The organism is Saccharibacillus sacchari DSM 19268, from assembly GCF_000585395.1.
Classification (GTDB): domain Bacteria; phylum Bacillota; class Bacilli; order Paenibacillales; family Paenibacillaceae; genus Saccharibacillus; species Saccharibacillus sacchari.
In genome coordinates this window covers 2,316,659-2,341,737 of sequence record NZ_KK073875.1, presented here as the reverse complement: position 1 = coordinate 2,341,737, position 25,079 = coordinate 2,316,659, and the positions used below count along the sequence as shown (strand labels likewise).

Here is a 25,079-nt window from a genome sequence, read left to right as displayed (position 1 = left end):
GGAAAGATCGATTGGAATTTTATAAGGAATTTTCCGAGTTCAAAGGCGTTTTTCACTGAATTTCTCTCTCCGTCTTCTCGCTTCCAGCTACGTTGGACTTTCTCGACAGCGTTCAGGCAGATTCAGCCTTCACGAATTTTATTTTTAAAAAAAGGAAAGAAAAACTCTGCCTAAAAAGCCCAAGCGGAGGGAGGAATTCAGTGTAGGAGCGTTAGCGATCGCCTTTGCATTTGGGAAGCTTCCTTTAGAAAATTCAATCCAGCTTCCCAAATGCAACACGCGACCTAAAGCCTTTCGGAGAAAGGCACATCGAAAGCATAAGCTAAAGATTCCTCCCGCAGCGCCCCCGCTTTTCAAGCACAGCGGTTTTAGACTAGTGTGAGCAACCGAAGTTATGTTATACTAAATATAATAATGCGTTTCGACAGGAACTTCATTTTGCATAGGGGGTAAGATTGCTCATGACCAAGCACCCGGTAGTCGTTCGACTGAAGACGGGGCTGCACGCCAGACCTGCAGCTTTGTTCGTTCAGGAAGCTAATAAATATTCTTCCGAGATCTTCGTAGAAAAGGAAGATAAAAAAGTAAACGCCAAAAGTATCATGGGGATCATGAGCCTGGCCATTAGTTCCGGTACCGAAATTCACATCAGTGCGGAAGGCGCGGACGCCGAACAGGCTGTAAACGCTTTAATCAGCCTTGTTAGCAAGGAAGAACTGGAAAATCAATAAATTTTCCATATACGTCCATATTTACTTCATACGCGAAACCCTCTGATTTCTTCAGAGGGTTTTTACGTATTTTTACAATTGCCGGCCTTAGCTGCTTGATGTTTTCACATTAAAAACAAATATTACCAATGCAAAGAAAAAATAATCGCGTTTCCGCTATATAGAGCGCTTCGGGCATGTTTGGGAGGCAAGGCGGCAAGGGTAAAAACAAAGTACCGATACGCTTGCTACGTACGTCTGAAAGCATCGGAACAACCCCAATGGATAGAGAGAAGGGAGATCAACAGATTGAAAACACATAACGTTTGGAAAGCGGCATCGGTCAGGTGGACCAAAGCCGCAATGGCTGCTGCGCTCGCGCTTACGCTGCTGCCTCCGTCACTGACTTCGGCGGCTGCTGACACGACGCCGTCGGCAACAACATCCGCTTCCGCCCAGAATACCGCACTGACTGCATCGTCGGTCACGGCTTTCCTGGACGCTTTTTTCGCGGAGGAAGCGATTCAAGAGATGGCTCCGGGAGCCGCGGTCGTGGTGGTCAAAAACGGCCAAGTGCTTGCGGAAAAAGGCTACGGTTACGCCGATGTCGACAGCAAGCGCACCGTTGATCCGAAAAATGACGTGTTCCGCATGGCATCCGTCTCGAAGACCTTCACGGCAGCCGCGATCATGCAGCTTGTCGAGCAAGGAAAAGTGGGATTGGACACCGATATTCGTACATACTTGGGCGACATTGCGTTTAATAACCCGTTCAGCGAACCGGTTACCGTCGCCGATCTGTTGACTCACCGAAGCGGCTTTAAGATCCAGGACCCGACCCAGGACGACCTGAATCCGGATCTGGACGAATACGTGGACTTGAAAGATTATATCGCCAAATACATGCCGGACGTCGTGCGCGAACCGGGTACCGCTTACATGTACGACAACTTCGCGTTCCTGCTGCTCGGTTATATCGTACAGCAAGCCAGCGGAACGCCGTATGAAGACTATATGGAGAAAAACGTCTTCGCGCCGCTCGGCATGGACAGCACGGATTTTCTGATGACGGACGAGTTGATGGAAAACGCGGCGACCGGTTATGCGGCGGGCGAACCGGTTGATCCGTATACCGTTCGACCGACCGTGATGCCTTCGGGAGGCATGCTCTCTACTGCAGAAGACATCTCCAAGTTCATGATCGCGTTCTTGAACGACGGCAAGACGGCATCCGGCGCGCAACTGCTCAAAGCCGATACCGTAGCTTCGATGACGGAATACCGCTCGGCCATTCATCCGCTGCTGCCTGATGCCACGTACGGCTTCGAAGCGGCATCGCAGCTTCCCGGCGCGGGGAGCAGCAGCAAGGTCATCACGAAAGCGGGCGACATTCCGGGAGCCAGTTCGTTGATGTTCCTGATTCCCGAGCAAGATACGGGCGTATTTGTCGTCTATAACCAAAACGGCGGACTGCGCGAACAGCTTTATGCCGCTTTCATCTCCGAATTCTTCCCGCAGTATGCGGTCGAAGCGAAGTTCCCGGCCTTTACCGAAGAGTCGCCGGAGCAACTGGCCCGCTATGCGGGTCTGTACAAAGACCTTCGCGTTGAAAGCATCGTGTCCAAAGTAGGTCCGGGTTCGCGCGGACGCATGGTCATCTCCGACCCTTTGACGGGCGAACGTGCTTTGCAGCAGGTCGCGCCGGGACTGTTTATCGATGCGAACAAGATGCTCGTTGCATTCAAAACGGATGAAGCCGGCAACGTTTCGTACCTGAAAGAGCCGTACCTAAATCCGATGGGTTATGAGCAAAAAGGCGTGAAGCCGGCCGGATTCAACGATATCCCGTCGACGCATCCGTACTCGAAATACATTCTCGATCTCCAATCGCTGGGCTACTACCCGAACGACCCGAACCAAGCTTTCGGCCCGGATCAGGCTGTGACTCGCGGCGAGTATATCGATATGCTCATGCGCACTTCCGCGATTCCGTTCTCCGAAAATGCGCCGGAATTCGCCGATATTCAGGGACATCCGTATGCGGCGGCCATTCAGACTGCCTATGAATACGGTCTTGTCTCGGGTAACGAAAAAGGGTTGTTCCAGCCGGATCGTCCGATCACGCGCCAAGAAGCAGCCGTAATTATCTATAACTCGACAGCAGGCTTGTATCCGCCGGAGTTGTTGGAAGTCGTCGAATTGACCGGCAATACCGACAAGTGGGCGGAACCGGCCGTGAAATTGGCGATCATGCTGGGCTATCACGGCCCGGAAGTGACGTTTACCGATGCGGGAGCCGCCAACTTCCAATCGAAAAAGGCGTTGACCCGTGCCGAAAACGCGGCGATCAACGATATGCTGCTGACCAGCACGATCACGGGAGCGATGCAGCTTGAAGATGCGGCGGCAGAGCCGGAAGAAGAGCCTGCTGCTTAATTTTTAAAAAATGGAATGTTTAAGTTCACCAAAGCCTTTTCGACTATTCTTTGTATAAGAGTGGTTGGAAAGGCTTTTTTATCGACTCAAAAAGCAGTTTGCGCAAAGGTTTTTAAAAAAAATCGACGTATATCCATGCAGCTGCAACCTTTTTCGAATCGTTGGCGTTTAGAGGGTAATCAACCATAACAGGAGGGGTTAAACATGAAAATGTGGATGAAACCGTTAGGCAGCGTATTGATCGCGGGATCTTTGCTGGTAGGAGGCGCGGCACTTCCCGCATCGTTCGGAATCGGTCAGGCACAAGCAGCGGAGGTTGTACCGATGAACGTCATTAACGTAACAGGCAAAGGCGAGGTTAAAGTTACGCCGGACGTCGCGTATCTGTACATCGGCGTGGAATCGAACGCAACGACGGCCGCGGCCGCGCAAAAGAAAACGGCTGCCGTGATGAGCAAGCTGAACACCTTGCTCAAAACGGACTGGAAGATCGCGGCGAAAGATATCGAGACGGAGCAGTTCTACGTATCGCCGAATTACACGTACAGCGAGAATAACGGTCAGACCGTCAAGGACTACGGCTCCACTCACGTGCTGAAAGTGACGTACCGCGACCTCGACAAGATCGGCCAACTGCTGGATGCCGCTTCCGAAGCGGGAGCGAACCGTATTCAAAACATCAGCTTCGCGTCCGAGAACCCGGATCAATATGAAGAAGAAGCGATTGCGAAAGCGATCACCAGCGCCAACAAAAAGGCAGCGGCGATCGCGAAAGCGGCAGGTCGCACATTGGGCGCGGCAACGTCGATCAGCCTGGAAAACGCCGATGCGCCGATTCTGTACGCGGAATATGCAAGAGCGGAAATGGCGGATAGCAGTGCTTCGGCTCCCGCTACGTCCATCAACCCTGGGCAAATCACCATCAACACTTTTGTCACCGTTCAATACGAAATGAAATAAGGTCTGATTTTCGGAAACGAAAACAACATTCAGGAGAGCCGCTTTCGCATTTTTGCGAAGGTGGCTTTCTTGCTTAAAAGCTTATGGGCAGGGCTTTTTTTGATGCCGCATCTGCCTGTGCAAAGCATGAATATTTTACGCAAAAAGGACGTTCGGCTGTTTTGAATTGAATGTGAGGTTTATAAAAGGAGTAAGAAACGTACGCAGAACCAAACCCTTCGGAGCCGAAAAGAGAGGTGATTCCATTGATCGAGACATTGAACATTCCCGAAAGCCGAAAACAATACTATCGAAGACTTCTGCACGAGAATCCCGGCCGTAATCTGATCGAACGCTACTCTCTGTTTTGCGAGGAGTATACGGATTTTACCCGGAAAAGATTATCTTATATTCCGGAGCTGATGCATAAAGGCTGGGTACCTATCGTCCTGTCGGACGAAGGAATGAATTACGCGTTCACGATCGGATTGGAATACAGCTTCGGACATCCCGAAATTCTGATTGCTTCGCCCCATCGTCCGGCACGCGTATTGGCCAAAATGATCGAATGGTTTACGGACAGGGTGGAAGTCGGACAGCGATTCGAAGCCCGATCAAACTATGCGGACGAGTTGAAGCAGCAACCGGATTTCAGCGACCTTGACGATACGGCGATCCTGAGACCTTACGAGGAGTCGGATTCCGATAACTATCCATGCGGGTATTTGTATTCGTTTTACGGGTACTTTGCCGACCGCAATCTGGACCACAACAAGTTGCCGATGCTGATTCTGGAGTTGGATTTCCCGGTAAGTCCGGCACCGCCGGGAGGGCGTTTATCCAATATCATGAGCATGCCGAATAAATGGGACACAGGCGTCGACGCCTGACTCACGAGTCGGAAATAGTAACAAGGACTCTGACAATTTTGTAAAAAAGCCTGCCCGGGTATTGCAATACTGTAACGCTCGTTGTCACCCATTCTTGGTCGGCTCTCTTTATAATCACAAAGGGATAGACAAACAAAGAGATCGCCAAGATGCGAAGGAGCTGAACGGATATGAAACGCGTAACCCCGACTTTGAAAAAGACAACCAAACTGGTGACAGCCGCTGTGCTTACAGCAGGATTGCTGCTTCCGACCACGGCGCTTCTCGGCACGACTGATGCAAATGCCGCTACAGTGACTGCAAGCGCGCAAGCGACAAAGAACGTGAAAGTAACCTGGAACGGAAAAGCCGTGGGAGCGAACGCTTTCCAAGCGGCTGGCAACACTTATGTACCGATCAAAGCGTTGGCAAAGGCCGCTGGCCTGTCGCTGACTTACGATAAAACAACGGGGCTTTACATGCTGGGAACTTCGCCTAATGCGCTAACGCTGTCTCCGTATGAAGGCGAGGTATGGATCGGCGCGGGCGGCGTCGGGCTTCAATCCCAACAAGGGCGCGTAAGCGGCGGAACGATGTATGTGCCGTTGTCCGTACTGCGCGATTATGCGGGTATTGACGGGGTGTGGAACGCTTCGACCAAGACGGTTGCGTTGAAGACGGCGGCATCCACGGGCATCACGATCACCGAAAAGACGCTCAAGAAAACGGAAGACGGCGCGGTGATCGATATCCGGTATCCGGAATTGTCCGGCAGCGCCGCAGGCATCGCGAAAATCAACGCCACGCTGAAGAAGCATGCCGAGACGTTCCTGTCCGATTTCGAAAAACAAGTCGAAGAATTCGGTCCGCTGGATAGCCGGAACATGCATTACGAAGCGGACGGCAACTACATGATCGCCTACAACAAAGACGGCTTGCTCAGCGTAGTGACTCAAGATTACGGCTTTTACGGCGGCGCGCACGGCGGTACGATTCAGAGCGGCTACAACTTCGACGTGAAAACAGGCAAAGAAGTGACGCTGGACCAACTGCTGAAAGCCAACCCGAACCACCGCAGCGCGATCGACAAAAAGATTGCGGCGGAGTTCAAAAAACAAGGCTCTTTGCTTGAAGAAGGCAGCTTTAAAACAATCGGCAACGCGCCAGGCTTCTATGTCACGAACGGCGGATTTACGATCTTCTTCCAGCAGTACGAATACACGCCTTACGCGGCAGGTATTCCTTCCTTTGACTTCACCTTCGCATCCTTGCTGCCGAAAGGAACCAATCCTTTCGCAGGCCTGTAAGTGACAACGAACAATTATAATAGGAAATAAACGATGAAAGCCCAGAATCGAACCGGCGCGAAGTGATCCCGCGCGGTTTGGTTCCGGGCTTTTCGATTTCAGAAGGATTTTCGGGTAAACTATAAAGGGCGGTCTTGCTTCTGGCCGATGCGCTTTGCTTAGAGTTCGCGCTGGCTGACCAATTCTTCGATAAAGCGCTCGGCGCTTCTCGACAGATAGCGATCTTGCAGCCACACCAGGCCGACTTCGGCTTGCAGAACCGCATCCTTCAGCTCCAAGATCTGAAAGTCTTCCGAGCGAAAAGAAGAGAGCACCGAACGAGGAAGCAGCGAAGCGCCAAGCCCTTGGGCGACCAGGCCGAGAATAACGGCGACGCTGGAGCATTCGCAGAAGATGCGGGGAGCTTGACCGCGCGCGGCGAACTCCTGCATGATTCGTTCGTGCATCCCGGTCGTGCGATCCGTCTTAAGCGTGAGAAATGGCCGCTCCGACAGCTCGTCGAGCCGAATGGTCTCGCGTCCGGCGTATTCGCTCCAGGCGGTCGGCACGGCGGCGGCGAGCGGATCGTCCGGTAAAGAAGCGATGCCGTAATCGTCGGTGCCCGAGGGAGCTTCAAACGGCAAACGGGCCACGATCAGCTCGATCTGACGCTTGCGCAACAGCTCTGCAAGTTGATAATGATCGCCCTCCTGGATTTTAAAAGCAACAGCAGGATGTTGTCGTCCGAAGCGTTCGATCGCGCTCGGGAGCAGCGAGACGCAGGAGACGACGGACCCGATCGACAATGTGCCGCCGACGCCTTCGCCAAGCTCGCGAATCTCCAACAGCGTTTCCTCCAAGCGAAATAACAATTCTTCTGCGCGTTCGTACAATCGCCATCCGGCTTCGGTAGGCACAAGCTTGCGTCCGGTGCGATCGAATAGCGGCGTGCCCAGTTCTTCCTCCAGCAGCTTCATTTGGCGGCTGAGCGGAGGCTGCTCCATATTAAGCTTTTTGGCCGCGGAAGTGATTTGACCTTCCTTGACGACAGCGGAAAAATAGCGCAATTGACGCAAATCCATATTTTTTCTTCTCCTTTCATACTTTTGGGGTATGCAGAACCGACGAAAAGGATATTATTAATATAGGTAAGAGGCTGATATGATTCAATATAAAAAGAGGAGCGTGCATCATGCAGGGTGAACTCAAGATCGAAAAGACAACGCAGCTCAAAACGAAACCGGATACCGCCAACCTTTCGTTCGGCGTTTATATGACGGACCATATGTTTACGATGGACTACGAAAAAGGAAAAGGTTGGCATGACGCCAAGATCGTTCCTTACGGACCGATTCCGATGGACCCGGCCGCGAAGGTGTTCCATTACGGACAAACGATCTTCGAAGGCATGAAAGCTTATGTCGGTCCGGACGGCGATATTCGATTGTTCCGTCCGGAGAAAAACTTCGAGCGCTTCAACCGTTCGTGTCGTCGGATGAGCATTCCGGAGATCGATGAAGCTTTCGTGCTGAACGCGCTCAAAGAACTGATCAAAGTCGATCGCAGCTGGGTGCCGTCCGAACCGGGTACGTCGCTGTATATCCGTCCGTTCGCGATCGCGACGGAGAACCACCTGGGCGCGAACCCTTCGCTGAGCTACAAGATGATGATTATCCTGTCGCCGGTCGGCGCTTATTATGCGGAAGGTCTGAATCCGGTACGCATTCACGTCGAGACTCGCGATGTTCGCGCAGTGGCCGGCGGCGTCGGTGAAGCCAAGACCGCGGGTAACTACGCGGCAAGCATGCAGGCTCAGGAAAATGCGTACGGAGCCGGTTATTCGCAAGTGCTGTGGCTGGACGGCGTTCACCGCAAATACGTCGAAGAAGTCGGCAGCATGAACGTATTCTTCCGCCTCGGAGATAAAATTGTGACTCCTGCGCTCAGCGGCAGCATCTTGAACGGCATCACGCGCGATTCGGCGATCCATATGCTGCGCGATTTCGGATTCGAAGTCGAAGAGCGTCCGATCACGATCGACGAGCTGTTCGCGGCAGCCGAAGACGGTTCGCTGCTCGAGGCTTTTGGCACGGGAACAGCCGCAGTCGTTTCGCCGATCGGCGAGATCGGCTGGAACGGCAAAACGGTCCAAACCGGCGGCGGGGAAACCGGCGAATGGACGCATCGTCTGTATGACGAACTGACTTCGCTGCAACGCGGCGAGTCTGAAGACCGTTTCGGTTGGACGCAAACGGTATGCAGCGCAGAGACCACGCAGGGTTGACATTAGGATCTAATGTAACTACAATGGTTTCACGTAATAACGGAATGAAAGGTGCGCGTTCGGAACACAAATCCGAATGTGCGCCTGAAGTTCGTTATAGGCGCAATACGCGAGTTCGATCGCTGGAAGGGAGGAATGCGAAATGAATATCAGTACGAGATTTCCCGTTGCCGTGCACATCTTGATTCTGCTGAGTATTTCGCAGCCCGGCACAGCGACTTCGGACATGATCGCGTCGAGCGTGAATACCAATCCGGTCGTGATTCGGCGCATTACGGGCATGCTGGGCCGTGCGGGTCTTGTCGAGGCCAGAGCCGGCATTGCGGGTGCGCGACTGAAAAAGCCGTTGGCCGACATCACATTGCTTGAAGTCTACAAGGCTGTGAATGCCGTCGGCGAAGGCGGGTTGTTTGCGGTGCATGAGAGTCCGAATCCGAACTGCGAAGTCGGCCGGAATATCCAGGCCGCGATGAATCCGATCTTCATCAGCGCGCAGCGCGCGATGGAGCAGATTTTGGAGCAGACGACGGTCGCCGATGTTGCCGGGGATATTTCGCAGCTGGAAGGCATTGTGCTGCCGGACTACTTTGCTCCGACGAATCGTTAACCGGGACAAAATCGATAATCCCGCACAGTAATCGTTGCCGTGCGCATATGAACGAAAAAAAGGCTGTCCCTTAATCCGTAATCCGGATTCGGGGCAGCCTTTTTCTGGTTCTGGTCAAGATTTGCAAGGTGAAGCTGACGAGCCTAGCCGTTCATCCAACTATCCCAGGCTGGGTTTTCGGTATAAACAACTCTCTTTTACGACAGGTGGTAGCCGTGTGCGATCAAAACGGGCGGGTACGGAACGGAAGCGTCGGCGCGAGCCAGACTTCGCCGCGTCCGCGGAACGTCTGAAGCATGCCTTCGCCGGAAGATGCCGAGCCGAGCAGCGATTTCGTCGACTTTTCAACCGAGAACTCGATCGTGCTGCTGCGCAGAACCGCAAAGCTTCCGTCTACCTTCAACGTTTCGGTGCCGTCCAGTTCGTAACGAACCAGCTCGTATTCCGGCACCGGCAGTTCGAGAACGACATAGCCGTTATCCGACGCCGTAATCTTGGTCTGGAACAGTCCTTCGCCGCCGAACAGCGCCGACGAGACGTTGCTTTGCTTGGCGACGCCGACTTTGACCGTGTTTTCCGCGCAGAAAAAGAGTCCGTCGTCGACGATGATCTCTTCGCCGGGAGACAATTCGATCAACGTGAAGTCTTTGCGTTTAGGCTCCAAGTACATTTCGCCCGTACCGCGGTAGATCGGTTTGCTCGCCGTTTCGCCCGTGACCGCGCTGCCCACGAATTTCTTCGCAAAACCGCCCACGCCGCCCGATTTGTTTTCCATCTCGATGTTGCCCATCATATATTGCAGGGCACCCGCTTCCAGCACAACCGACGTATCCTGAAGCAAAATGCGCACCTGCTGCCAGCTAAAGCGTTCGTGATCGTGATGATTGATCGATTTGGCCAGCTCTTCGTTATAATTCTCCGGCAACCCGCCTGCCTGAATAACTTCAATGACCAGATTGTCTCTTTTCAACGAGCTGAACACGCGAAAATCGTTATGACGAAATTGCATGGATATTTTCCTCCTCGGTGTATGTACATGGAATCAGGGTTTATCTGCACCTATTACGCGCGTCGCCGATAAACGGTTGCGAAAAGGCTGCAAAAAAGCCGTAGGAGAGCTATAAAAAGATGCGGAACGGCAGCGAGAAGGTTGCGAAAAAGTCGTGGTTGAGCTGTGCGAAAGCTGTGGGAGCGCCGCGAAAAACTCGCGAGAAGGCCGGCAAGTTCGCGGCGGGATCGGCATTTGGAGCAGACTGGACATTTTAACGGATCGAGGCGGCGCTTAGGAGGGTTTTGCAGCAGGATTGAATTTTTAACGGATCGAGGTGACGCTTAGAGTAGAAAAGGGCTTGATTTGGGCGGGAAAAGTAGGCAAATCAGCGTCTAACGGTAATACGATCCGTTAAAGTCTCGGAGGAGGTTGATTTGCGGCTTTAAAGGACATACGATCCGTTAGCCGAGCCGAGCCGAGCCGAGCCGAGCCGAGCCGAGCCGAGCCGAGCCGAGCCGAGCCGAGCCGAGCAAGCTACGATGTACGGATACAAAAAAGCCTATCGTCAGACGCCGCGAAGGCGAATAACGATAGGCTTGGCCGGATTCGGGAAAAGTCGGACACGGTGTGTTTGCGATTTTTCCCGATATACGATTTTGTTTTACTTCACGCCGACTTCGGCAACCGGCTTCTCGATGACTTTATCGATAATGCCGTATTCGGCAGCAGCCGCGGCATCCATGAAGTAGTCGCGATCCGTATCTTTGTCGATGCGTTCGATCGGTTGACCGGTACGCTCGGACATGATGCGGTTCAGCTTCTCGCGGAGCGCGATGATGCGGCGGGCACGGATTTCGATGTCCGAAGCCTGACCTTGAGCGCCGCCCAGAGGTTGGTGAATCATGATTTCGCTGTTCGGCAGGGCAAAACGTTTGCCTTTGGCGCCTGCATTCAGCAAGAATGCGCCCATCGACGCAGCCATGCCGACGCAGATTGTGGAGACGTCCGCCTTGATGAACTGCATCGTATCGAAAATCGCCATGCCGGCCGTGATCGAACCGCCCGGGCTATTGATATAAAGGTAAATGTCCTTCTCCGGATCTTCCGCTTCGAGGAACAGGAGTTGTGCAATGATTGCGTTGGCTACGACGTCATTGACTTCGGTGCCGAGGAAAATAATGCGGTCTTTCAGCAGGCGGGAGTAAATGTCATACGCTCTCTCGCCGCGATTGCTTTGTTCAACGACCATAGGAATGTAACCCACAGTGAAAAACCTCCTTGTGAACGGATCTATTCCGTCCTTAGAATTGGAATGGATGCCAGGCTGGATGGGCCCGCCGAACCCTATGCGTAGAGGAGTCCGGTAAACGTCTAGCTGGTATTACCCATATGATAAACAATTCCAAACATAAAGTCAAAGAAAGTCAAACTTTCTGCAAAAAAAATAGCCGATATCGGCGTCATGAACAAAAAATACAGTTAAATAATAATGGCGCGCCCGCCAAGAATCGAACTTGGATCTCAGGCTTCGGAGGCCTACGTCATATCCATTGGACCACGGGCGCATAGATTGCAAGCAAACAGCAGCAATCATTATTATACTAGGCGGCAATGCGAATTGCAAGCCCTATTCGAGCTGTGAAAAAGGGTACGAAAAGACCCCCATATCATGAGCCCGCTAGCTTTATTTTACCTATATATAGTAGGGGTGAATCACAATTGATTGTGAATAAAATATCCGCTTGCCAAAGCTTGCATAGCGGCGTCAAATTGGTTAAACTAGGTGTGGGACAAAAAAAGTGTTCCCGGGACAATAAATGTCCACTGATTTAAATTATACGGGCAGACGAAGTTTGCAGAGGTGGAACGCATGCAGAACATTCTCGAAATCCAGCAGCAGCTGCTTCCCGATCTCATGGAAACTCTCAAGAAAAGGTACACCATCCTTCATCAGATCATGCTGACGGGCACGACGGGGCGCCGCACGCTGGCGAATTCCTTGCAAATGACCGAACGGGTGCTGAGAGCCGAGACCGATCTGCTGAAAGCACAAGGCTTGATAGAGACGGACACGGCGGGCATGCGGATCAGTGATGCTGGACAACTCCTTCTTGAGCGTCTGGAACCAGTATTGAAGGAATTAGTGGGATTGTCCAACCTGGAAGAGAAGATTCGCAAGTTTTACGGACTGCGGAAAGTTGTGGTGGTTCCGGGCAACTGCGACGAATCGCCTCTATCCAAGCGCGAGCTCGGCAAAGCCGGAGCCAAAGCGCTGCTGGGCGTGATGCAAGGCGGGGATGTGGTAGCCGTAACGGGCGGCACGACCCTGGCCGAGATGGCCGAGCAGTTGACTTATCCGGTAAACGGTCCCCTTAAAGGCAGTTGGTTCGTTCCCGCACGCGGAGGACTGGGCGAAAGCCTGGAAATTCAGGCGAACACCATCGCTTCCAACATGGCCAAGCGGGTAGGCGCCGATTATCGCTTGCTGCACGTACCCGATCTGTTGAGCCGGGAAGCGTACGAATCGCTTGTGCACGACCCTAACATTCAGGAAATCGTCCGCGAGATCCGCACCGCCCGCGTCATTGTGCACGGGATCGGCAATGCGGTGGATATGGCGCGTCGACGCAAACTGGATGAAGAGACGACAAGCGGCCTTAAGGAAAAAGGAGCGGTAGCCGAATCTTTCGGTTATTACTTCGACGAGAGCGGCAGTTTCGTGCATAATATGCTGACTCTCGGACTCAGACTTGACGATATCAAGGCGGCGGACGTCGTGCTTGGGATCGCGGGAGGCAAATCAAAGGCAAAGGCGATTCACGCGGTGCTGCGATTCGGTCAGGAAGACATTCTGGTGATCGACGAAGCGGCTGCGCTCGAAATTGTCCGGGAGCTGGAGAGCGCCTGACGAATTTGTTACTCATGGTGCGGCTTTTTCATCGATATGAAGAAGTATGCGCCTTGAATAAATGAAACATTTCTTCAAAAACCATCTATTTAGGAGGAACTGTTCAATGACTGTAAAAGTAGGTATTAACGGATTTGGTCGTATCGGACGTTTGGCTTTCCGCCGCATTCAAGACGTGCAAGGTATCGAGGTTGTCGCAATCAACGACTTGACCGATGCGAAAATGCTCGCTCACCTGTTGAAATATGATACAACTCAAGGTAAATTCAACGGCGACGTTGAAGTACACGACGGTTTCTTCAAAGTAAACGGCAAGGACGTAAAAGTTCTGGCTAACCGTAACCCTGAAGAACTTCCTTGGGGAGAGCTCGGCGTTGACATCGTTCTGGAGTGCACAGGTTTCTTCACAACTAAAGAAGGCGCTGAGAAGCACATCACGGCTGGCGCTAAAAAAGTTGTAATCTCCGCACCGGCTACGGGTGACATGAAAACAATCGTTTACAACGTTAACCACGAGATCCTCGACGGTTCGGAAACGGTTATCTCCGGCGCATCTTGCACAACAAACTGCCTGGCTCCTATGGCAAAAACACTGCAAGATCAGTTCGGCGTCGTTCAAGGTCTCATGACTACGATCCACGCTTACACCGGCGACCAAAACACTCTGGATGCTCCGCACCCTAAAGGCGACTTTCGTCGTGCACGCGCAGCAGCAGAAAACATCATTCCTAACACGACTGGCGCTGCTAAAGCAATCGGTCTGGTTATCCCTGAGCTGCAAGGCAAACTTGACGGCGCAGCGCAACGCGTACCGGTTGCTACAGGTTCCCTGACTGAGCTGGTAACGGTTCTGGAGAAAAACGTAACAGTTGATGAAGTCAACGCGGCTATGAAAGCTGCTGCCGACCCAGAAACTTACGGTTACACAGAAGACGAAATCGTATCGTCCGACATCAAGGGCATGACTTTCGGTTCCCTGTTCGACGCTACGCAAACTCGCGTAATGACAGTCGGCGACAAGCAGCTGGTTAAAACAGTAGCTTGGTACGACAACGAAATGTCTTACACGGCTCAACTCGTTCGTACGCTTGAATTCTTCGCGAAAAAAGCTCAGTAATTCCGGAGACTTTCGCACGAAGAACGGCAAACTTATAGCATCATGAAGCTGCGTCGACCGGCCGATTTCGGTTCGGTCGACGGACTTCACGCAGACAAAGCGGAAACAGAGGTTCTTTGTTTCCGCTTTTTCTAAGTTGCCGAAACGGGCGATGCGCATTCCTTGGAATCCTGAATTCTAAATTTGAGGGCATGGGGGATTAATTTATGAATAAGAAAAGTGTACGTGACGTAGAAGTAAGCGGCAAAGTTGTGTTTGTGCGCGTCGATTTTAACGTTCCGCTCGAAGATGGAAAAATTACGGATGACACTCGTATCCGTGCAACAATTCCGACGATCGAATACCTGACCGAAAGAGGCGCAAAAGTACTGCTGGCGAGCCACCTTGGACGTCCGAAAGGCGAAGTCGTTGATTCGATGCGCCTGACTCCAGCGGCAGAACGCCTGTCCGAACTGCTGGGCAAACCGGTTGCTAAAACGGATGAGTCGATCGGAGACGCGGTCAAGGCTAAAATCGCCGAGCTCAAAGACGGAGACGTGCTGGTGCTTGAAAACGTACGTTTCCACAAAGGCGAAGAGAAGAACGATTCGGAACTTGCAAAAGAATTCGCTTCGCTCGCCGATCTGTTCGTAAACGACGCATTCGGCGCCGCTCACCGTGCCCATGCTTCGACTGAAGGCATCGCGCACCATCTGCCGGCCGTATCCGGCCTGCTGATGGAAAAAGAACTTGACGTACTGGGCAAAGCGATTTCGAACCCGGAGCGCCCGTTCACGGCAATCGTCGGCGGTTCGAAAGTAAAAGACAAGATCGACGTGATCGACAACCTGCTGAACATCGCGGACAACGTTCTGATCGGCGGCGGTCTGGCTTACACCTTCTTCAAGGCTCAAGGCTATGAAATCGGACAGTCCCTGCTCGACGACAGCAAGTTCGACGTGGCTCTCGGTTTCATCGAAAAAGCGAAAAAGCTCGGCAAGAACTTCCACCTGCCGGTCGATATCGTAATCTCCGACGACTTCAGCGCTTCGGCGAACACGAAGATCATCAACGTCGAAGACGGCATTCCGGCTGACTGGGAAGGCATCGACATCGGTCCGAAAACGCGTGAAATCTATGCCGATATCATCGCGAAATCCAAACTGGTTGTTTGGAACGGACCTATGGGCGTATTCGAAATCGAGCCTTTCTCCCACGGCACGCGTGCTGTAGGCGAAGCTTGCGCAGCAACCGAAGGTTACACCATCATCGGCGGCGGCGACTCCGCGGCAGCAACAGAAAAATTCGGCCTGGCTGAGAAGATGAACCATATCTCCACAGGCGGCGGCGCTTCCCTGGAGTTCATGGAAGGCAAAGCCCTCCCAGGCGTCGTAGCCCTGAACGACAAGTAAAAAAGCTTCTTTTCCGCCCGCCCCAAACGGCCCGGAAACAAGCCGACCCATAAATTTCGATTGATTATAGAATGCCTGACGCCATGCCTTTAATAGCATGACCTTCCAGCCATCTATATCTCCAATCGATAGCTTCCAACCGGAAACGCCAGCGGGGCCGCTTCAACCGACCCCGCCGCCTTTCCCTGCGTAGCGAGTTTTAAAACGGTTCTGAAAAACGGTCTGAAGTCGGCGTAGGCGTACGTGCTAAAGCAGCGGAGAGTTGCAGAGAGCCGGAGAAACGAAGTGCTCGCCTTTGAAATTCGATTCCCCCCTCTGTTATGCTTCAATCAAAGGAATCGAATTTCAACACGCGATCGCAGGCCTCTGCAACTCGCAGCGTCGCCCAAGCACATACCCACCGCTGACGCGATCCGTTTTCCAAGACAAGTCATTAAAAGGAGTGGATTATTTCGTGAGAACGCCAATCATCGCTGGTAACTGGAAAATGTTCAAAACCGTATCCGAAACGCTGGCCTTTGCGGAAGCCGTAAAAGGCAGCGCAGTCGTAGAAGGCGTGGAAACGGTCATCTGTGCACCGTTCACCAATCTTCCTGCCCTGACCGAAGCGGTTAAAGGCACAGGCATCAAAGTCGGCGCACAAAACCTTCACTTCGAAGACAACGGCGCATTCACGGGCGAAATCAGCGGCGTTATGCTGAAAGAACTCGGCGTGGACTACGTCATCATCGGTCACTCGGAACGCCGTCAATACTTCGGCGAAACGGACGAGATCGTCAACAAAAAAGTCGTAGCGGCTTTCCGCAACGACCTGACTCCAATCGTATGCGTAGGCGAAAAGCTCGAAGAGCGCGAAGCCGACCAAACGAAAGAAGTCTGCAAAGTACAAACCGAAGGCGCGTTCCAAGGCCTGTCCAAAGAAGACGCGGCTAAAGTTGTCGTTGCCTATGAGCCAATCTGGGCAATCGGAACCGGCAAATCGTCGACTTCCGCAGACGCGAATGAAGTTACGGCTTACATCCGCACTGTGCTGGCAGACCTGTACGATCAAGCGACAGCTGACGTGATCCGTATTCAATACGGCGGCAGCGTGAAGCCTGAGAACGTAACGGAATACCTGGGCCAAAGCGATATCGACGGCGCACTCGTCGGCGGCGCAAGCCTTCAGCCTGATTCCTTCGTTGCCCTGGTTGAGGGGGCGAAGTAATGACAGCTCCAAAACCGGTAGCACTGATCATCATGGACGGCTTCGGTCTGCGCGAAGGCTCGGAAGGCAACGCGGTTGCTCAAGCGAAGAAGCCGAACTATGAGCGGTTCATGGCTAAATATCCCCACACCACACTGACGGCATGCGGCGAAGCCGTAGGTCTGCCGGAAGGTCAAATGGGTAACTCGGAAGTGGGCCACCTGAATATCGGTGCAGGCCGCATCGTATACCAGGATCTGACCAAAATCACCAAGTCGATCCGCGAAGGCGACTTTTTCGAAAATGAAAAATTGCTGTCCGCGATCAACTCGGCCAAAGAAAACGGCAAAAAGCTTCATGTCCTGGGTCTGCTGTCCGACGGCGGCGTGCACAGTCACATCGATCACCTTTTCGCTGTACTGGAACTGGCTAAAAAAGAAAACTTCAACGACGTGTACATCCATGCTTTCATGGACGGCCGCGACGTAGCACCGGACAGCGGCAAGAAATACATGCAGCAGCTGGTTGATAAAATCGCTGAAATCGGCGTGGGTCAAATTGCGACCGTACAAGGTCGTTACTACGCGATGGACCGCGACAAGCGTTGGGAACGCGTTGAATTGGCTTATCGCGCGATGGTTTACGGCGAAGGAGAATTTGCAGCGAGCGCAACTGAAGCTGTGGAAGCTTCGTACGCGAAGGAAGTCATGGACGAATTCGTCCTGCCGACTGTCGTGACGAAGGACGGACAACCAACGGCCAAGATCGAGTCGGGCGATTCCCTCATCTTCATCAACTTCCGTCCTGACCGTGCGATCCAGATCTCCGAAGCACTGACTAACCCGGGATTCGCCGGTTTCGACCGCGGAGCCGGACAGCCGGAAAGCTTGAGTTTCGTATCGTTCACGACTTACAGTGCTAATGTTCGCGGTCTGGTGGCGTACGCGCCGAAAAACCTGACAAATACACTGGGCGAAGTGCTCGTGCAAAACAACAAGTCGCAGCTGCGGATTGCCGAAACGGAAAAGTACCCGCACGTGACGTTCTTCTTCAGCGGCGGACGCGACGTGGAGCTGGAAGGCGAAACGCGCATCCTCATCAACTCGCCAAAAGTCGCAACTTACGACTTGCAGCCGGAGATGAGCGCTTACGAAGTGGCTGACGCTTGCGTAGCCGAGATCGAAGCGGAAAGACAAGACTGCATCATCTTGAACTTTGCGAATCCGGACATGGTCGGACACTCCGGCATGATGGAACCTACGATCAAAGCCGTTGAAACAACGGACGAGTGCGTGGGCCGCGTCGTAGACGCGGTTCTGGCTAAGGGTGGCGTGGTAATCATCACAGCTGACCACGGTAATGCAGAGACGGAAATCGACGAGTTTGGACGCCCGCAAACGGCGCACACCACGAACCCGGTTCCGTTCATCGTAACGAGCGAAGACGTGACTCTGCGTGAAGGCGGCATTCTGGCCGACATCGCGCCGACGATCCTCGACCTCATGCAAGTTCCGCAACCTGCTGAAATGACAGGCACTTCGGTCATTTCGGGACGCAAAACTTCTAATTAAGCCGCAAATGTGGCATAGTTAACGGTGGAGATTCATTTAGAAGTGTTAATATGGAGAGTCGGCGTTCGGCAAACGGACGCCGCTCCCTGAATAAAACGAACTCAAAGGAGATTACTTAAAATGACGATTATTTCTGACGTTTACGCACGCGAAGTCCTTGACTCCCGCGGTAACCCTACAGTTGAAGTTGAAGTATACCTGGAATCCGGCGCGATCGGCCGTGCTATCGTTCCTTCCGGCGCTTCCACAGGCGTTCACGAAGCGGTTGAGCTTCGCGACGGCGACAAAGGCCGTTACCTAGGCAAAGGCGTAGAAAACGCAGTTAAAAACGTAAACGAAACAATCGCTCCGGAAGTGATCGGCATGGACGCTCTTGACCAGCTGGGCATCGACAAAGCGATGATCGCTTTGGACGGAACGGCTAACAAAGGCAAGCTGGGCGCTAACGCAATCCTGGCTGTATCGATGGCAGTAGCTCGCGCTGCAGCTGACGCTCTTGACCTGCCGCTGTACGTATACCTGGGCGGATTCAACGCGAAACAACTGCCGGTTCCTATGATGAACATCGTTAACGGCGGCGAGCATGCCGACAACAACGTTGACGTACAAGAGTTCATGGTTCTGCCAGTAGGCGCACCTACTTTCAAAGAAGCTCTGCGCATGGGTGCGGAAATCTTCCACAACCTGAAAGCCGTATTGAGCAGCAAAGGTCTGGCTACAGCAGTAGGCGACGAAGGCGGCTTCGCTCCGAACTTCACGTCGAACGAAGAAGCTCTGACTACAATCATCGAAGCGATCGAAAAAGCGGGCTACACGCCAGGTAAAGATATCTTCCTGGGTATGGACGTAGCTTCGACCGAGTTCTACAAAGACGGAAAATACGTACTCGCGGGCGAAGGCAAATCTTACACTTCCGCAGAGTTTGTTGACCTGATGGCTTCTTGGGTTGAAAAGTACCCAATCATCACAATCGAAGACGCTTGCGCAGAAGACGATTGGGAAGGTTGGAAACTGCTCACTGAAAAACTGGGCGACAAAGTCCAACTGGTTGGCGACGACCTGTTCGTAACGAACACTGAGCGTCTGGGCCGCGGCATCGAAGAAGGCATCGGTAACTCGATCCTGATCAAAGTTAACCAAATCGGTACGCTCACTGAGACTTTCGACGCGATCGAAATGGCTAAACGCGCGGGTTACACAGCAGTTATCTCCCACCGTTCGGGCGAATCCGAAGACAGCACGATCGCTGACATCGCGGTTGCGACTAACGCGGGTCAAATCAAAACGGGTGCTCCTTCCCGTACAGACCGCGTTGCGAAATACAACCAACTGCTTCGCATCGAAGACCAACTGGGCGAACTGGCTCAATACAACGGCCTGAAATCGTTCTACAACCTGGATCAAAAGAAATTCCAATAAGATTTCCAATAGGATTTTCGATCCGATAAGATAGCCGGAAGCTTTTGCCCAAGGACGCTTGGACAAAAGCAGCAGGCACAAGAAAAGAGACGCCGGACGCGGCGTCTCTTTTTTGCGTTCAATCAGAGCGAATGATTTTCGTATATGCTAAAAAGCTCGATAGACAGTTCTGCTGTCTATCGAGCTTTTTAAGTTATTTCTATTGGTTTCATATCCAAGCTTCGGATCAATCTCCGCCGAAGTTCGGCTCCAGCTTCGAACCGTTCTTTTGGCCTTGCTCGCCCGAGCGGCGAGTTGAGGTCTTGCGGGAGAACGTGTACAGCGCCACGCCGAAGGCGATCACGACGATAATACCGCCGACCCAAGCGTTATACGTTACGGAAGGCGCACGGCTGATGACAACGCCGCCGATGGCCGATCCGGCCGCAATGCCGACTTGCAGGGCGGAGAAGTTGAAGCTTTGTTGAATCTCAGACGTTTCCGGTGCGGCTTCGATCAGGTAGCTTTGCTGCGCCGGGGACAAGGCCCAGCTCAGAGCGCCCCACACGAAGACGAGAATCGCGAACAGCGGAATCATAGACGCCGTGAACGGCAGAATGAACAGTGATAGGGCGAACACGCCGACGACGATCAGAATGCTCTTTTTCGCGCCTAGACTGTCCGACATGACGCCGCCGATCATGCCGCCTGCAACGGCCGCAAGACCGAAGAAGAAGTACACGATGCTGATCCAGGAAGCGCTCAAGTGCATGATGTTTTCCAGGAAAGGCGTGAAGTATGCGTACAGCGTATAGTGGCCTGCAAGCAGCAGCAGCGTCACCAAGTGCGCGCCTGCGACTTTGGTATTCTTCAATGAAGCGAGCTGCTGACGCAAAGGCATCACCTGCTGCGGTTGAATCGGCTCCATCAGCTTGTAGATCACGAACATGGCCAGTACTGCGAATATCGCGATGAACAAGAACAGAATACGCCAGCCGAGCTTGTCGGCAGCAAGGACACCCAGCGGTACGCCGAGCACGATTGCGGAACTGATGCCCATCGAGACGATCCCGATGACGCGCGCGCGGTAGTTTTCCGGCACGACTTTAACGGCGATCGTGAGCGATAAGGTCGTGATCAGCGATCCGCTGGCTGCCGTCACGAAGCGGGAAATCAGCAGCACGCCGAAGTTCGGGCTCCAGAACGCGAGCAGAGCACCGAGAATAAAGACGACGAGCGATAGCAGGTAGAGCTTGCGGCGTTCGATTTTGGCGGTCAGCGCGAGCAGCGTCGGGCCGGATACGGCATACACGAGCGCGTAGGCGGTAATCAGTTGGCCAGCCGTACTGACGGATACGCCCAGATCTGCGGCGATTTGCGGCAGTACGCCGCCGATAATGAGTTCGACGAGACCGACGGTAAAGGCGGCGATCGTCAGAACAAGAACTTTGATATTCATGGTGCGGCAGGGCTCCTTTTCACGGAAGTGGTACCTTGGTCAAGGTACTCATAGTGCGCGCTAGGAGTCGAAAGGTTGCGTTGGACGCAAAAATCCCGACTGCAAAGGCGCCTTCGGCGCGACTTTGTAGTCGGGAGGTATGGTCCCCGGTAGATACCCTCAAACCGTCTTATTGAGGTATACAATGTCAACTTGGCCTATTTTAAATGAATGAAGGCAAAAGATCAAGAGGGAAATGAGGAGAATCGAAAAATTTGGTCTCTGTCAACTTGGCGCTTATTATAGAAGAAACGCAATAATCGGCCAAACGATCCGAACGCAGCAATAACAATAGTGAGTGAACCGTAAGCTTTCAGGCAATAGGAGGAAAAGAAGATGACGGGATATGCAGGGATTGATGCGGGAGGAACGTTGATCAAAATTGCTTATATAAGCGATATGGAAGACGTCGATCTTGCATATACGGAAGGCGAATCTTCGGCAGAAGAACAAGGTTTAAGCAGCGGAGATTCGTCTGTGCAGGCTCCGATCCAAGTTCCGTTCTTTGTTAAATTCCCGACGGATCGAATGAAAGAAGCCGTAGCTTGGGTGCGGGAGCATCTTCCGATGAAGACTCGTATCGGCTTTACCGGCGGACAGGCGGAGCGGCTTCGCGGTCTGCTGCCGGAATATGCGGCTTCCGCGGTCGACGTACCGGAATTCGAGGCGACGGCGGAAGGGGCCGTGCGGATCTTAAAGGCCGAAGCGGAGGCGGAGAATGCGAATGCGGCGTTGGGACGCTTTATGCTGGTGAACGTCGGGACGGGGACGTCGCTGCACGCGATTGAAGAGGGCGAGCGGCTGAGGCTCGGCGGAATCGGTCTGGGCGGAGGCACGATCGTCGGTCTGACCGGGTTGCTGTGCGGGGTGCGCGATTACGGCGAAATCGCGCGGCTGGCCCCGCTTGGGAACCGGGAGGCGGTGGATCTGACGGTGGGGCAGATTTATGCCCCGGCGGTGCCGCCGATAGCCGGTGACCTGACAGCCGCAAATTTTGCGCGGCCGGTTCCGCCCGCGACCGGCGTCAAGCCGCAGGATTATGCGGCAGCCGTGATCGGCATGGTCGCGGAGATCGTCGTGACCGTCGGCGTTCAGGCGGCGGGGCTGCAACAAACAAACCAAGTCGTATATATCGGTTCTTCGTATGAAGACAACGCTTTGCTGCAAGAGCTTACGCTGCGTTTTACGGAGATGTTGGGGGCAACGGCGAAGATCCCGAAGCAGGGACCGTATAGCGGGGCGATCGGGGCACTTCATTTGGCTAAACGCTAGAGCGTGTCTTCAAACCTGCCAACGTGCATCTTTTACCGCCTTTTCGCCCTGCCCCGAATTCGTACCTAAAGCGTGTACGATTCCGGCAACGCAGCGTCACTTTCCCTTGACGTGCCGCGGCACGACTGCGGAAAAGTTTCTTGTTTAGCACGAATATTCGGCAAAATCTGCTTCCGTCGAGGTTTGAAGACACGCCCTAGGCATGCTGGCTTTTATCACTAAGGAGGTCGATACTCATGCACGAACCGTCCGTTAAACACCGCAAACCTGAAGCTCTTGCAGCCGATCTGCGCAGCTCGCCCCGAACGCGCGAAGCTTTTGCTTCGGCGGAAGAGTTGTCTTCGCGATGCAGGCAGATCCTCGGCGAATGCGTTGTCGGCGTCTATCTGCACGGCTCGCTGGCGATAGGAGGCTTCAATCGCGCAACGAGCGATATCGATCTGCTCGTCGTCACAGAGGGTCAGCCGGAACGAACTCAATTGCAGAAGCTGACACTCGCGGTCCGCGATCTGCATCGGCAGCTGCCGGAAGGCCGCCATATCGAGTTTACCGTTATTGAAGCATCGGCGCTCCGTCCGTTTGTGCATCCGGCGCCGTTTATCTATCACTACTCGGCCGCTCACCGGGAACGATACGCAACCGATCCGGAGTATGTGTGCGGAGGTTGGGAAGATCCGGACTTGGCCGCGCAGGTCGCCGTCGCCTACGAACGCGGAATCCCGCTCCATGGCCTGCCGCTGCGCGAACTGTATCCTCCCGTCCCGCGTGAAGCTTATGTGCGCTCTATCCGGAATGACGTATCGAACGCAGAGAGCGAAATTTCGGAAAATCCGGTCTATCTCACGCTTAATCTCTGCCGCGTACTGATGTTTTTGCAGGAAGGATATATCGCATCGAAAAAAGAAGGCGGCGAGTGGGGAACGAAGGCGTTGCCGGAATGGAAAGAGGTTATCGATCCGCTTCTTGCCGTTTATAAAGAAACTTCGCGGGGCGACATCGAGATTCCGGCAGCCAAGCTGACCGCTTTCGCGAAAGAGATGCAAAGTCGTATCGACGCAGCGGCGAGCCTGATCGAAACAGAGCCGAAATAAGAGCGTATCGGACGAACAGGCGGTAACGGACACTTTTTAAGCATAGAGAGCGATTCTTGGCGTTTTGTCGGCGAGAGGTCTATAATCGGTAAAAGATCGAGTACCTTGTCAGCTCTAAAGGTATAAGCAGAATAAATCAACGAAACGGCAGGGGAACAGCATGAGCATCGCTTTTTTTGACTCGGGAATCGGGGGACTGACCGTGCTGCGCGAAGCGGCCCGCATGCTCCCGGATGAAGATTTTATCTTTTTCGCGGATACGCTGCATGTGCCTTACGGGCCGAAAACCAAGCAGCAGGTTACCGAATACGTATGCGAGGCGGCGGAGCGAATTTTGGGCGAAAAGGTCAAAGCGCTCGTCATTGCCTGCAATACGGCCACCAGCGTAGCGGCGACCGAGCTTCGGCGCGTCTACGAAGTGCCGGTGATCGGCATGGAACCGGCCGTGAAGCCCGCTGTCGAGATGAACGGGGCGGGCGGACGGCGCGTACTGGTGCTGGCTACCGAATTGACGCTCAGCCAGGCCAAATATATGGAGTTGGTATCGCGCGTGGATGACCACGGCATCGTGGATTCGCTGCCGATGCCGGAATTGGTGGAATACTGCGAGCGTTTGAATTTCGATCCGGTCGAGCTGGGCGAATACTTTCGGCGCAAGTTCGAGCCTTTTGATCTGAACGCGTACGGGACGATCGTGCTCGGCTGCACGCATTATCCGTACTACGCGCCGCTGCTGGAATCGATGCTGCCGTCGCATATCCGCGTGATCGACGGAAGCGCGGGCACGGTGCGCAGGCTCAATGCGGTGCTGAACGAACGAGGCATCCCGGGCGGAGGAAGCGGAAAAGTCCGATTCATGAACTCGGCGGACGACGCTGCGTATAACGAGAAGCTGAAGCGTGCATGGGCTGTTTTGCATCCCCCTAAGAACTAAGAACAGCCCAGGCGCACAAGCGGGTCAACGTTCGAAAATGAATCTGCATATCCGCTCGGATAGGACCCTTTGCGCATCGGAAAGGGTTCTTTCGGGCGTATTCGTGCCGGATCGGGGAACAAGAATACGGAGATGCGGCTGACCCATCCAGCAGCTTGACCAAGATAATAAGAAAAGCATTTAAGATATATTGAAAGCGTTAACAAAATTTTTTTTGGAAAATGCGGCTCTATGCAGGTTCGACAAATCCAAAATTCGTAGTTTCTTTGCTGCGATTTTGAAGATAAACGAAGGTAACGGGAGATTTTTAGCGATAATCAAAGATTGAACTTCATGGAAGATTCGCATTTCACGTATTAACGCTCAAACCCCCAAAAACAGGTAAAGTTCATCCTTTACACAAAGTGTCAGCAGGAGTTAAGATACGGTTCATAAAAGCAACGCGCAACGGATACTCGTTGTCAAGCGCGCTGGCTCTTCCGGTTTATCCAATGGGTAGACCGACCTCCGACGGCACCGGATTTCCGGACGGAAATCGAAGGTTCCGGCATGCCGCCTATATTTTCGGAAAGGATGATGGGATTCGTCACT

20 protein-coding genes, 1 tRNA gene and 1 riboswitch are annotated in these 25,079 nt (G+C 53.3%); of the genes, 16 read left to right on the top strand and 5 right to left on the bottom strand.

Features of this window, described 5'->3' with window-relative positions:
• Window positions 1-461 precede the first annotated feature (461 nt).
• From SACSAC_RS09965 to SACSAC_RS27020, 5 genes are all read left to right on the top strand, one after another.
• Window positions 462-731 (top strand): HPr family phosphocarrier protein, encoded by a 270-nt coding sequence (locus SACSAC_RS09965; protein WP_018978064.1) that lies wholly within the window; start codon window positions 462-464, stop codon window positions 729-731.
• Window positions 732-1,019: 288 nt separating this feature from the next.
• The gene (locus tag SACSAC_RS09960; protein WP_245608616.1) at window positions 1,020-3,146 is read left to right on the top strand and encodes a serine hydrolase domain-containing protein; all 2,127 of its coding nucleotides are present in this window, start codon (window positions 1,020-1,022) and stop codon (window positions 3,144-3,146) included.
• A 204-nt stretch (window positions 3,147-3,350) separates the two neighbouring features.
• Entirely contained in the window at window positions 3,351-4,106 is a 756-nt protein-coding gene (locus SACSAC_RS09955; RefSeq protein ID WP_037285794.1) for an SIMPL domain-containing protein, read from the top strand.
• Window positions 4,107-4,342: 236 nt separating this feature from the next.
• Complete coding sequence (locus tag SACSAC_RS09950; protein WP_156950987.1) at window positions 4,343-4,975, top strand: DUF4262 domain-containing protein; 633 nt, start codon at window positions 4,343-4,345, stop codon at window positions 4,973-4,975.
• 170 nt (window positions 4,976-5,145) lie between these two features.
• Complete coding sequence (locus SACSAC_RS27020; RefSeq protein ID WP_051507025.1) at window positions 5,146-6,261, top strand: PdaC/SigV domain-containing protein; 1,116 nt, start codon at window positions 5,146-5,148, stop codon at window positions 6,259-6,261.
• 158 nt (window positions 6,262-6,419) lie between these two features.
• Here the strand turns inward: SACSAC_RS27020 and SACSAC_RS09940 are convergent, their stop codons facing one another.
• Entirely contained in the window at window positions 6,420-7,322 is a 903-nt protein-coding gene (locus tag SACSAC_RS09940) for a LysR family transcriptional regulator (RefSeq protein WP_037285788.1), read from the bottom strand.
• A 110-nt stretch (window positions 7,323-7,432) separates the two neighbouring features.
• Between SACSAC_RS09940 and SACSAC_RS09935 the strand changes: the two genes are divergently transcribed.
• Window positions 7,433-8,524, top strand: coding sequence for a branched-chain amino acid aminotransferase (locus SACSAC_RS09935; protein WP_037285785.1), 1,092 nt, complete (start codon window positions 7,433-7,435; stop codon window positions 8,522-8,524).
• Window positions 8,525-8,666: 142 nt separating this feature from the next.
• The gene (locus SACSAC_RS09930; RefSeq protein ID WP_037285783.1) at window positions 8,667-9,131 is read left to right on the top strand and encodes an Rrf2 family transcriptional regulator; all 465 of its coding nucleotides are present in this window, start codon (window positions 8,667-8,669) and stop codon (window positions 9,129-9,131) included.
• Between the two features lie 223 nt (window positions 9,132-9,354).
• Here SACSAC_RS09930 and SACSAC_RS09925 read toward each other — a convergent pair whose 3' ends face one another.
• The 3 genes from SACSAC_RS09925 to SACSAC_RS09915 all read right to left on the bottom strand — a co-directional run bounded on the left by SACSAC_RS09925 (window position 9,355) and on the right by SACSAC_RS09915 (window position 11,687).
• Entirely contained in the window at window positions 9,355-10,140 is a 786-nt protein-coding gene (locus SACSAC_RS09925; RefSeq protein WP_051507024.1) for an AIM24 family protein, read from the bottom strand.
• 643 nt (window positions 10,141-10,783) lie between these two features.
• Window positions 10,784-11,386: an ATP-dependent Clp endopeptidase proteolytic subunit ClpP gene (gene clpP, locus SACSAC_RS09920; RefSeq protein ID WP_037285780.1), complete on the bottom strand. Its 603-nt coding sequence runs from the start codon at window positions 11,384-11,386 to the stop codon at window positions 10,784-10,786.
• Window positions 11,387-11,612: 226 nt separating this feature from the next.
• Window positions 11,613-11,687: transfer RNA gene (locus SACSAC_RS09915), tRNA-Arg, on the bottom strand.
• 305 nt (window positions 11,688-11,992) lie between these two features.
• Here SACSAC_RS09915 and SACSAC_RS09910 point away from each other — a divergent pair.
• The 6 genes from SACSAC_RS09910 to eno all read left to right on the top strand — a co-directional run bounded on the left by SACSAC_RS09910 (window position 11,993) and on the right by eno (window position 19,714).
• Window positions 11,993-13,030, top strand: a complete 1,038-nt coding sequence (locus SACSAC_RS09910; RefSeq protein WP_037285777.1) for a sugar-binding transcriptional regulator — start codon at window positions 11,993-11,995, stop codon at window positions 13,028-13,030.
• A gap of 106 nt (window positions 13,031-13,136) precedes the next feature.
• On the top strand, window positions 13,137-14,147 hold the full coding sequence (gap, locus tag SACSAC_RS09905; RefSeq protein WP_037285774.1) for a type I glyceraldehyde-3-phosphate dehydrogenase: 1,011 nt from the start codon (window positions 13,137-13,139) through the stop codon (window positions 14,145-14,147).
• Window positions 14,148-14,353: 206 nt separating this feature from the next.
• The gene (locus tag SACSAC_RS09900) at window positions 14,354-15,538 is read left to right on the top strand and encodes a phosphoglycerate kinase (RefSeq protein WP_037285771.1); all 1,185 of its coding nucleotides are present in this window, start codon (window positions 14,354-14,356) and stop codon (window positions 15,536-15,538) included.
• A gap of 454 nt (window positions 15,539-15,992) precedes the next feature.
• On the top strand, window positions 15,993-16,745 hold the full coding sequence (gene tpiA, locus SACSAC_RS09895) for a triose-phosphate isomerase (RefSeq protein WP_037285768.1): 753 nt from the start codon (window positions 15,993-15,995) through the stop codon (window positions 16,743-16,745).
• The gene (gene gpmI, locus SACSAC_RS09890; protein ID WP_037285765.1) at window positions 16,745-18,295 is read left to right on the top strand and encodes a 2,3-bisphosphoglycerate-independent phosphoglycerate mutase; all 1,551 of its coding nucleotides are present in this window, start codon (window positions 16,745-16,747) and stop codon (window positions 18,293-18,295) included. Before tpiA ends, gpmI begins: the two co-directional genes overlap by 1 nt.
• Before the next feature lie 120 nt (window positions 18,296-18,415).
• Window positions 18,416-19,714: a phosphopyruvate hydratase gene (gene eno, locus SACSAC_RS09885; protein ID WP_037285763.1), complete on the top strand. Its 1,299-nt coding sequence runs from the start codon at window positions 18,416-18,418 to the stop codon at window positions 19,712-19,714.
• Window positions 19,715-19,940: 226 nt separating this feature from the next.
• On the opposite strand, the gene SACSAC_RS09880 is transcribed toward eno, so the two are convergent.
• Complete coding sequence (locus SACSAC_RS09880) at window positions 19,941-21,152, bottom strand: MFS transporter (RefSeq protein WP_037285760.1); 1,212 nt, start codon at window positions 21,150-21,152, stop codon at window positions 19,941-19,943.
• 107 nt (window positions 21,153-21,259) lie between these two features.
• A riboswitch (purine riboswitch) is annotated at window positions 21,260-21,357 on the bottom strand.
• Window positions 21,358-21,527: 170 nt separating this feature from the next.
• Here SACSAC_RS09880 and SACSAC_RS09875 point away from each other — a divergent pair.
• From SACSAC_RS09875 to murI, 3 genes are all read left to right on the top strand, one after another.
• Window positions 21,528-22,463 (top strand): acetate and sugar kinases/Hsc70/actin family protein, encoded by a 936-nt coding sequence (locus SACSAC_RS09875; protein WP_051507023.1) that lies wholly within the window; start codon window positions 21,528-21,530, stop codon window positions 22,461-22,463.
• 236 nt (window positions 22,464-22,699) lie between these two features.
• Window positions 22,700-23,554, top strand: a complete 855-nt coding sequence (locus SACSAC_RS09870; protein ID WP_051507022.1) for an aminoglycoside adenylyltransferase domain-containing protein — start codon at window positions 22,700-22,702, stop codon at window positions 23,552-23,554.
• A 160-nt stretch (window positions 23,555-23,714) separates the two neighbouring features.
• On the top strand, window positions 23,715-24,488 hold the full coding sequence (gene murI / locus SACSAC_RS09865) for a glutamate racemase (RefSeq protein ID WP_037285759.1): 774 nt from the start codon (window positions 23,715-23,717) through the stop codon (window positions 24,486-24,488).
• Window positions 24,489-25,079 lie beyond the last annotated feature (591 nt).

What these genes read in the sequence shown, in the direction of transcription:
- eno (WP_037285763.1), top strand. Translation starts at nt 18,416, where the DNA reads ATGACGATTATTTCTGACGTTTACGCACGCGAAGTCCTTGACTCCCGC.
- SACSAC_RS09870 (WP_051507022.1), top strand. Translation starts at nt 22,700, where the DNA reads ATGCACGAACCGTCCGTTAAACACCGCAAACCTGAAGCTCTTGCAGCC.
- SACSAC_RS09965 (WP_018978064.1), top strand. Translation starts at nt 462, where the DNA reads ATGACCAAGCACCCGGTAGTCGTTCGACTGAAGACGGGGCTGCACGCC.
- SACSAC_RS09880 (WP_037285760.1), bottom strand. Translation starts at nt 21,152, where the DNA reads ATGAATATCAAAGTTCTTGTTCTGACGATCGCCGCCTTTACCGTCGGT.
- gap (WP_037285774.1), top strand. Translation starts at nt 13,137, where the DNA reads ATGACTGTAAAAGTAGGTATTAACGGATTTGGTCGTATCGGACGTTTG.
- SACSAC_RS09935 (WP_037285785.1), top strand. Translation starts at nt 7,433, where the DNA reads ATGCAGGGTGAACTCAAGATCGAAAAGACAACGCAGCTCAAAACGAAA.
- SACSAC_RS27020 (WP_051507025.1), top strand. Translation starts at nt 5,146, where the DNA reads ATGAAACGCGTAACCCCGACTTTGAAAAAGACAACCAAACTGGTGACA.
- SACSAC_RS09925 (WP_051507024.1), bottom strand. Translation starts at nt 10,140, where the DNA reads ATGCAATTTCGTCATAACGATTTTCGCGTGTTCAGCTCGTTGAAAAGA.
- SACSAC_RS09910 (WP_037285777.1), top strand. Translation starts at nt 11,993, where the DNA reads ATGCAGAACATTCTCGAAATCCAGCAGCAGCTGCTTCCCGATCTCATG.
- murI (WP_037285759.1), top strand. Translation starts at nt 23,715, where the DNA reads ATGAGCATCGCTTTTTTTGACTCGGGAATCGGGGGACTGACCGTGCTG.
- gpmI (WP_037285765.1), top strand. Translation starts at nt 16,745, where the DNA reads ATGACAGCTCCAAAACCGGTAGCACTGATCATCATGGACGGCTTCGGT.
- SACSAC_RS09930 (WP_037285783.1), top strand. Translation starts at nt 8,667, where the DNA reads ATGAATATCAGTACGAGATTTCCCGTTGCCGTGCACATCTTGATTCTG.
- SACSAC_RS09940 (WP_037285788.1), bottom strand. Translation starts at nt 7,322, where the DNA reads ATGGATTTGCGTCAATTGCGCTATTTTTCCGCTGTCGTCAAGGAAGGT.
- SACSAC_RS09875 (WP_051507023.1), top strand. Translation starts at nt 21,528, where the DNA reads ATGACGGGATATGCAGGGATTGATGCGGGAGGAACGTTGATCAAAATT.
- SACSAC_RS09955 (WP_037285794.1), top strand. Translation starts at nt 3,351, where the DNA reads ATGAAAATGTGGATGAAACCGTTAGGCAGCGTATTGATCGCGGGATCT.
- SACSAC_RS09900 (WP_037285771.1), top strand. Translation starts at nt 14,354, where the DNA reads ATGAATAAGAAAAGTGTACGTGACGTAGAAGTAAGCGGCAAAGTTGTG.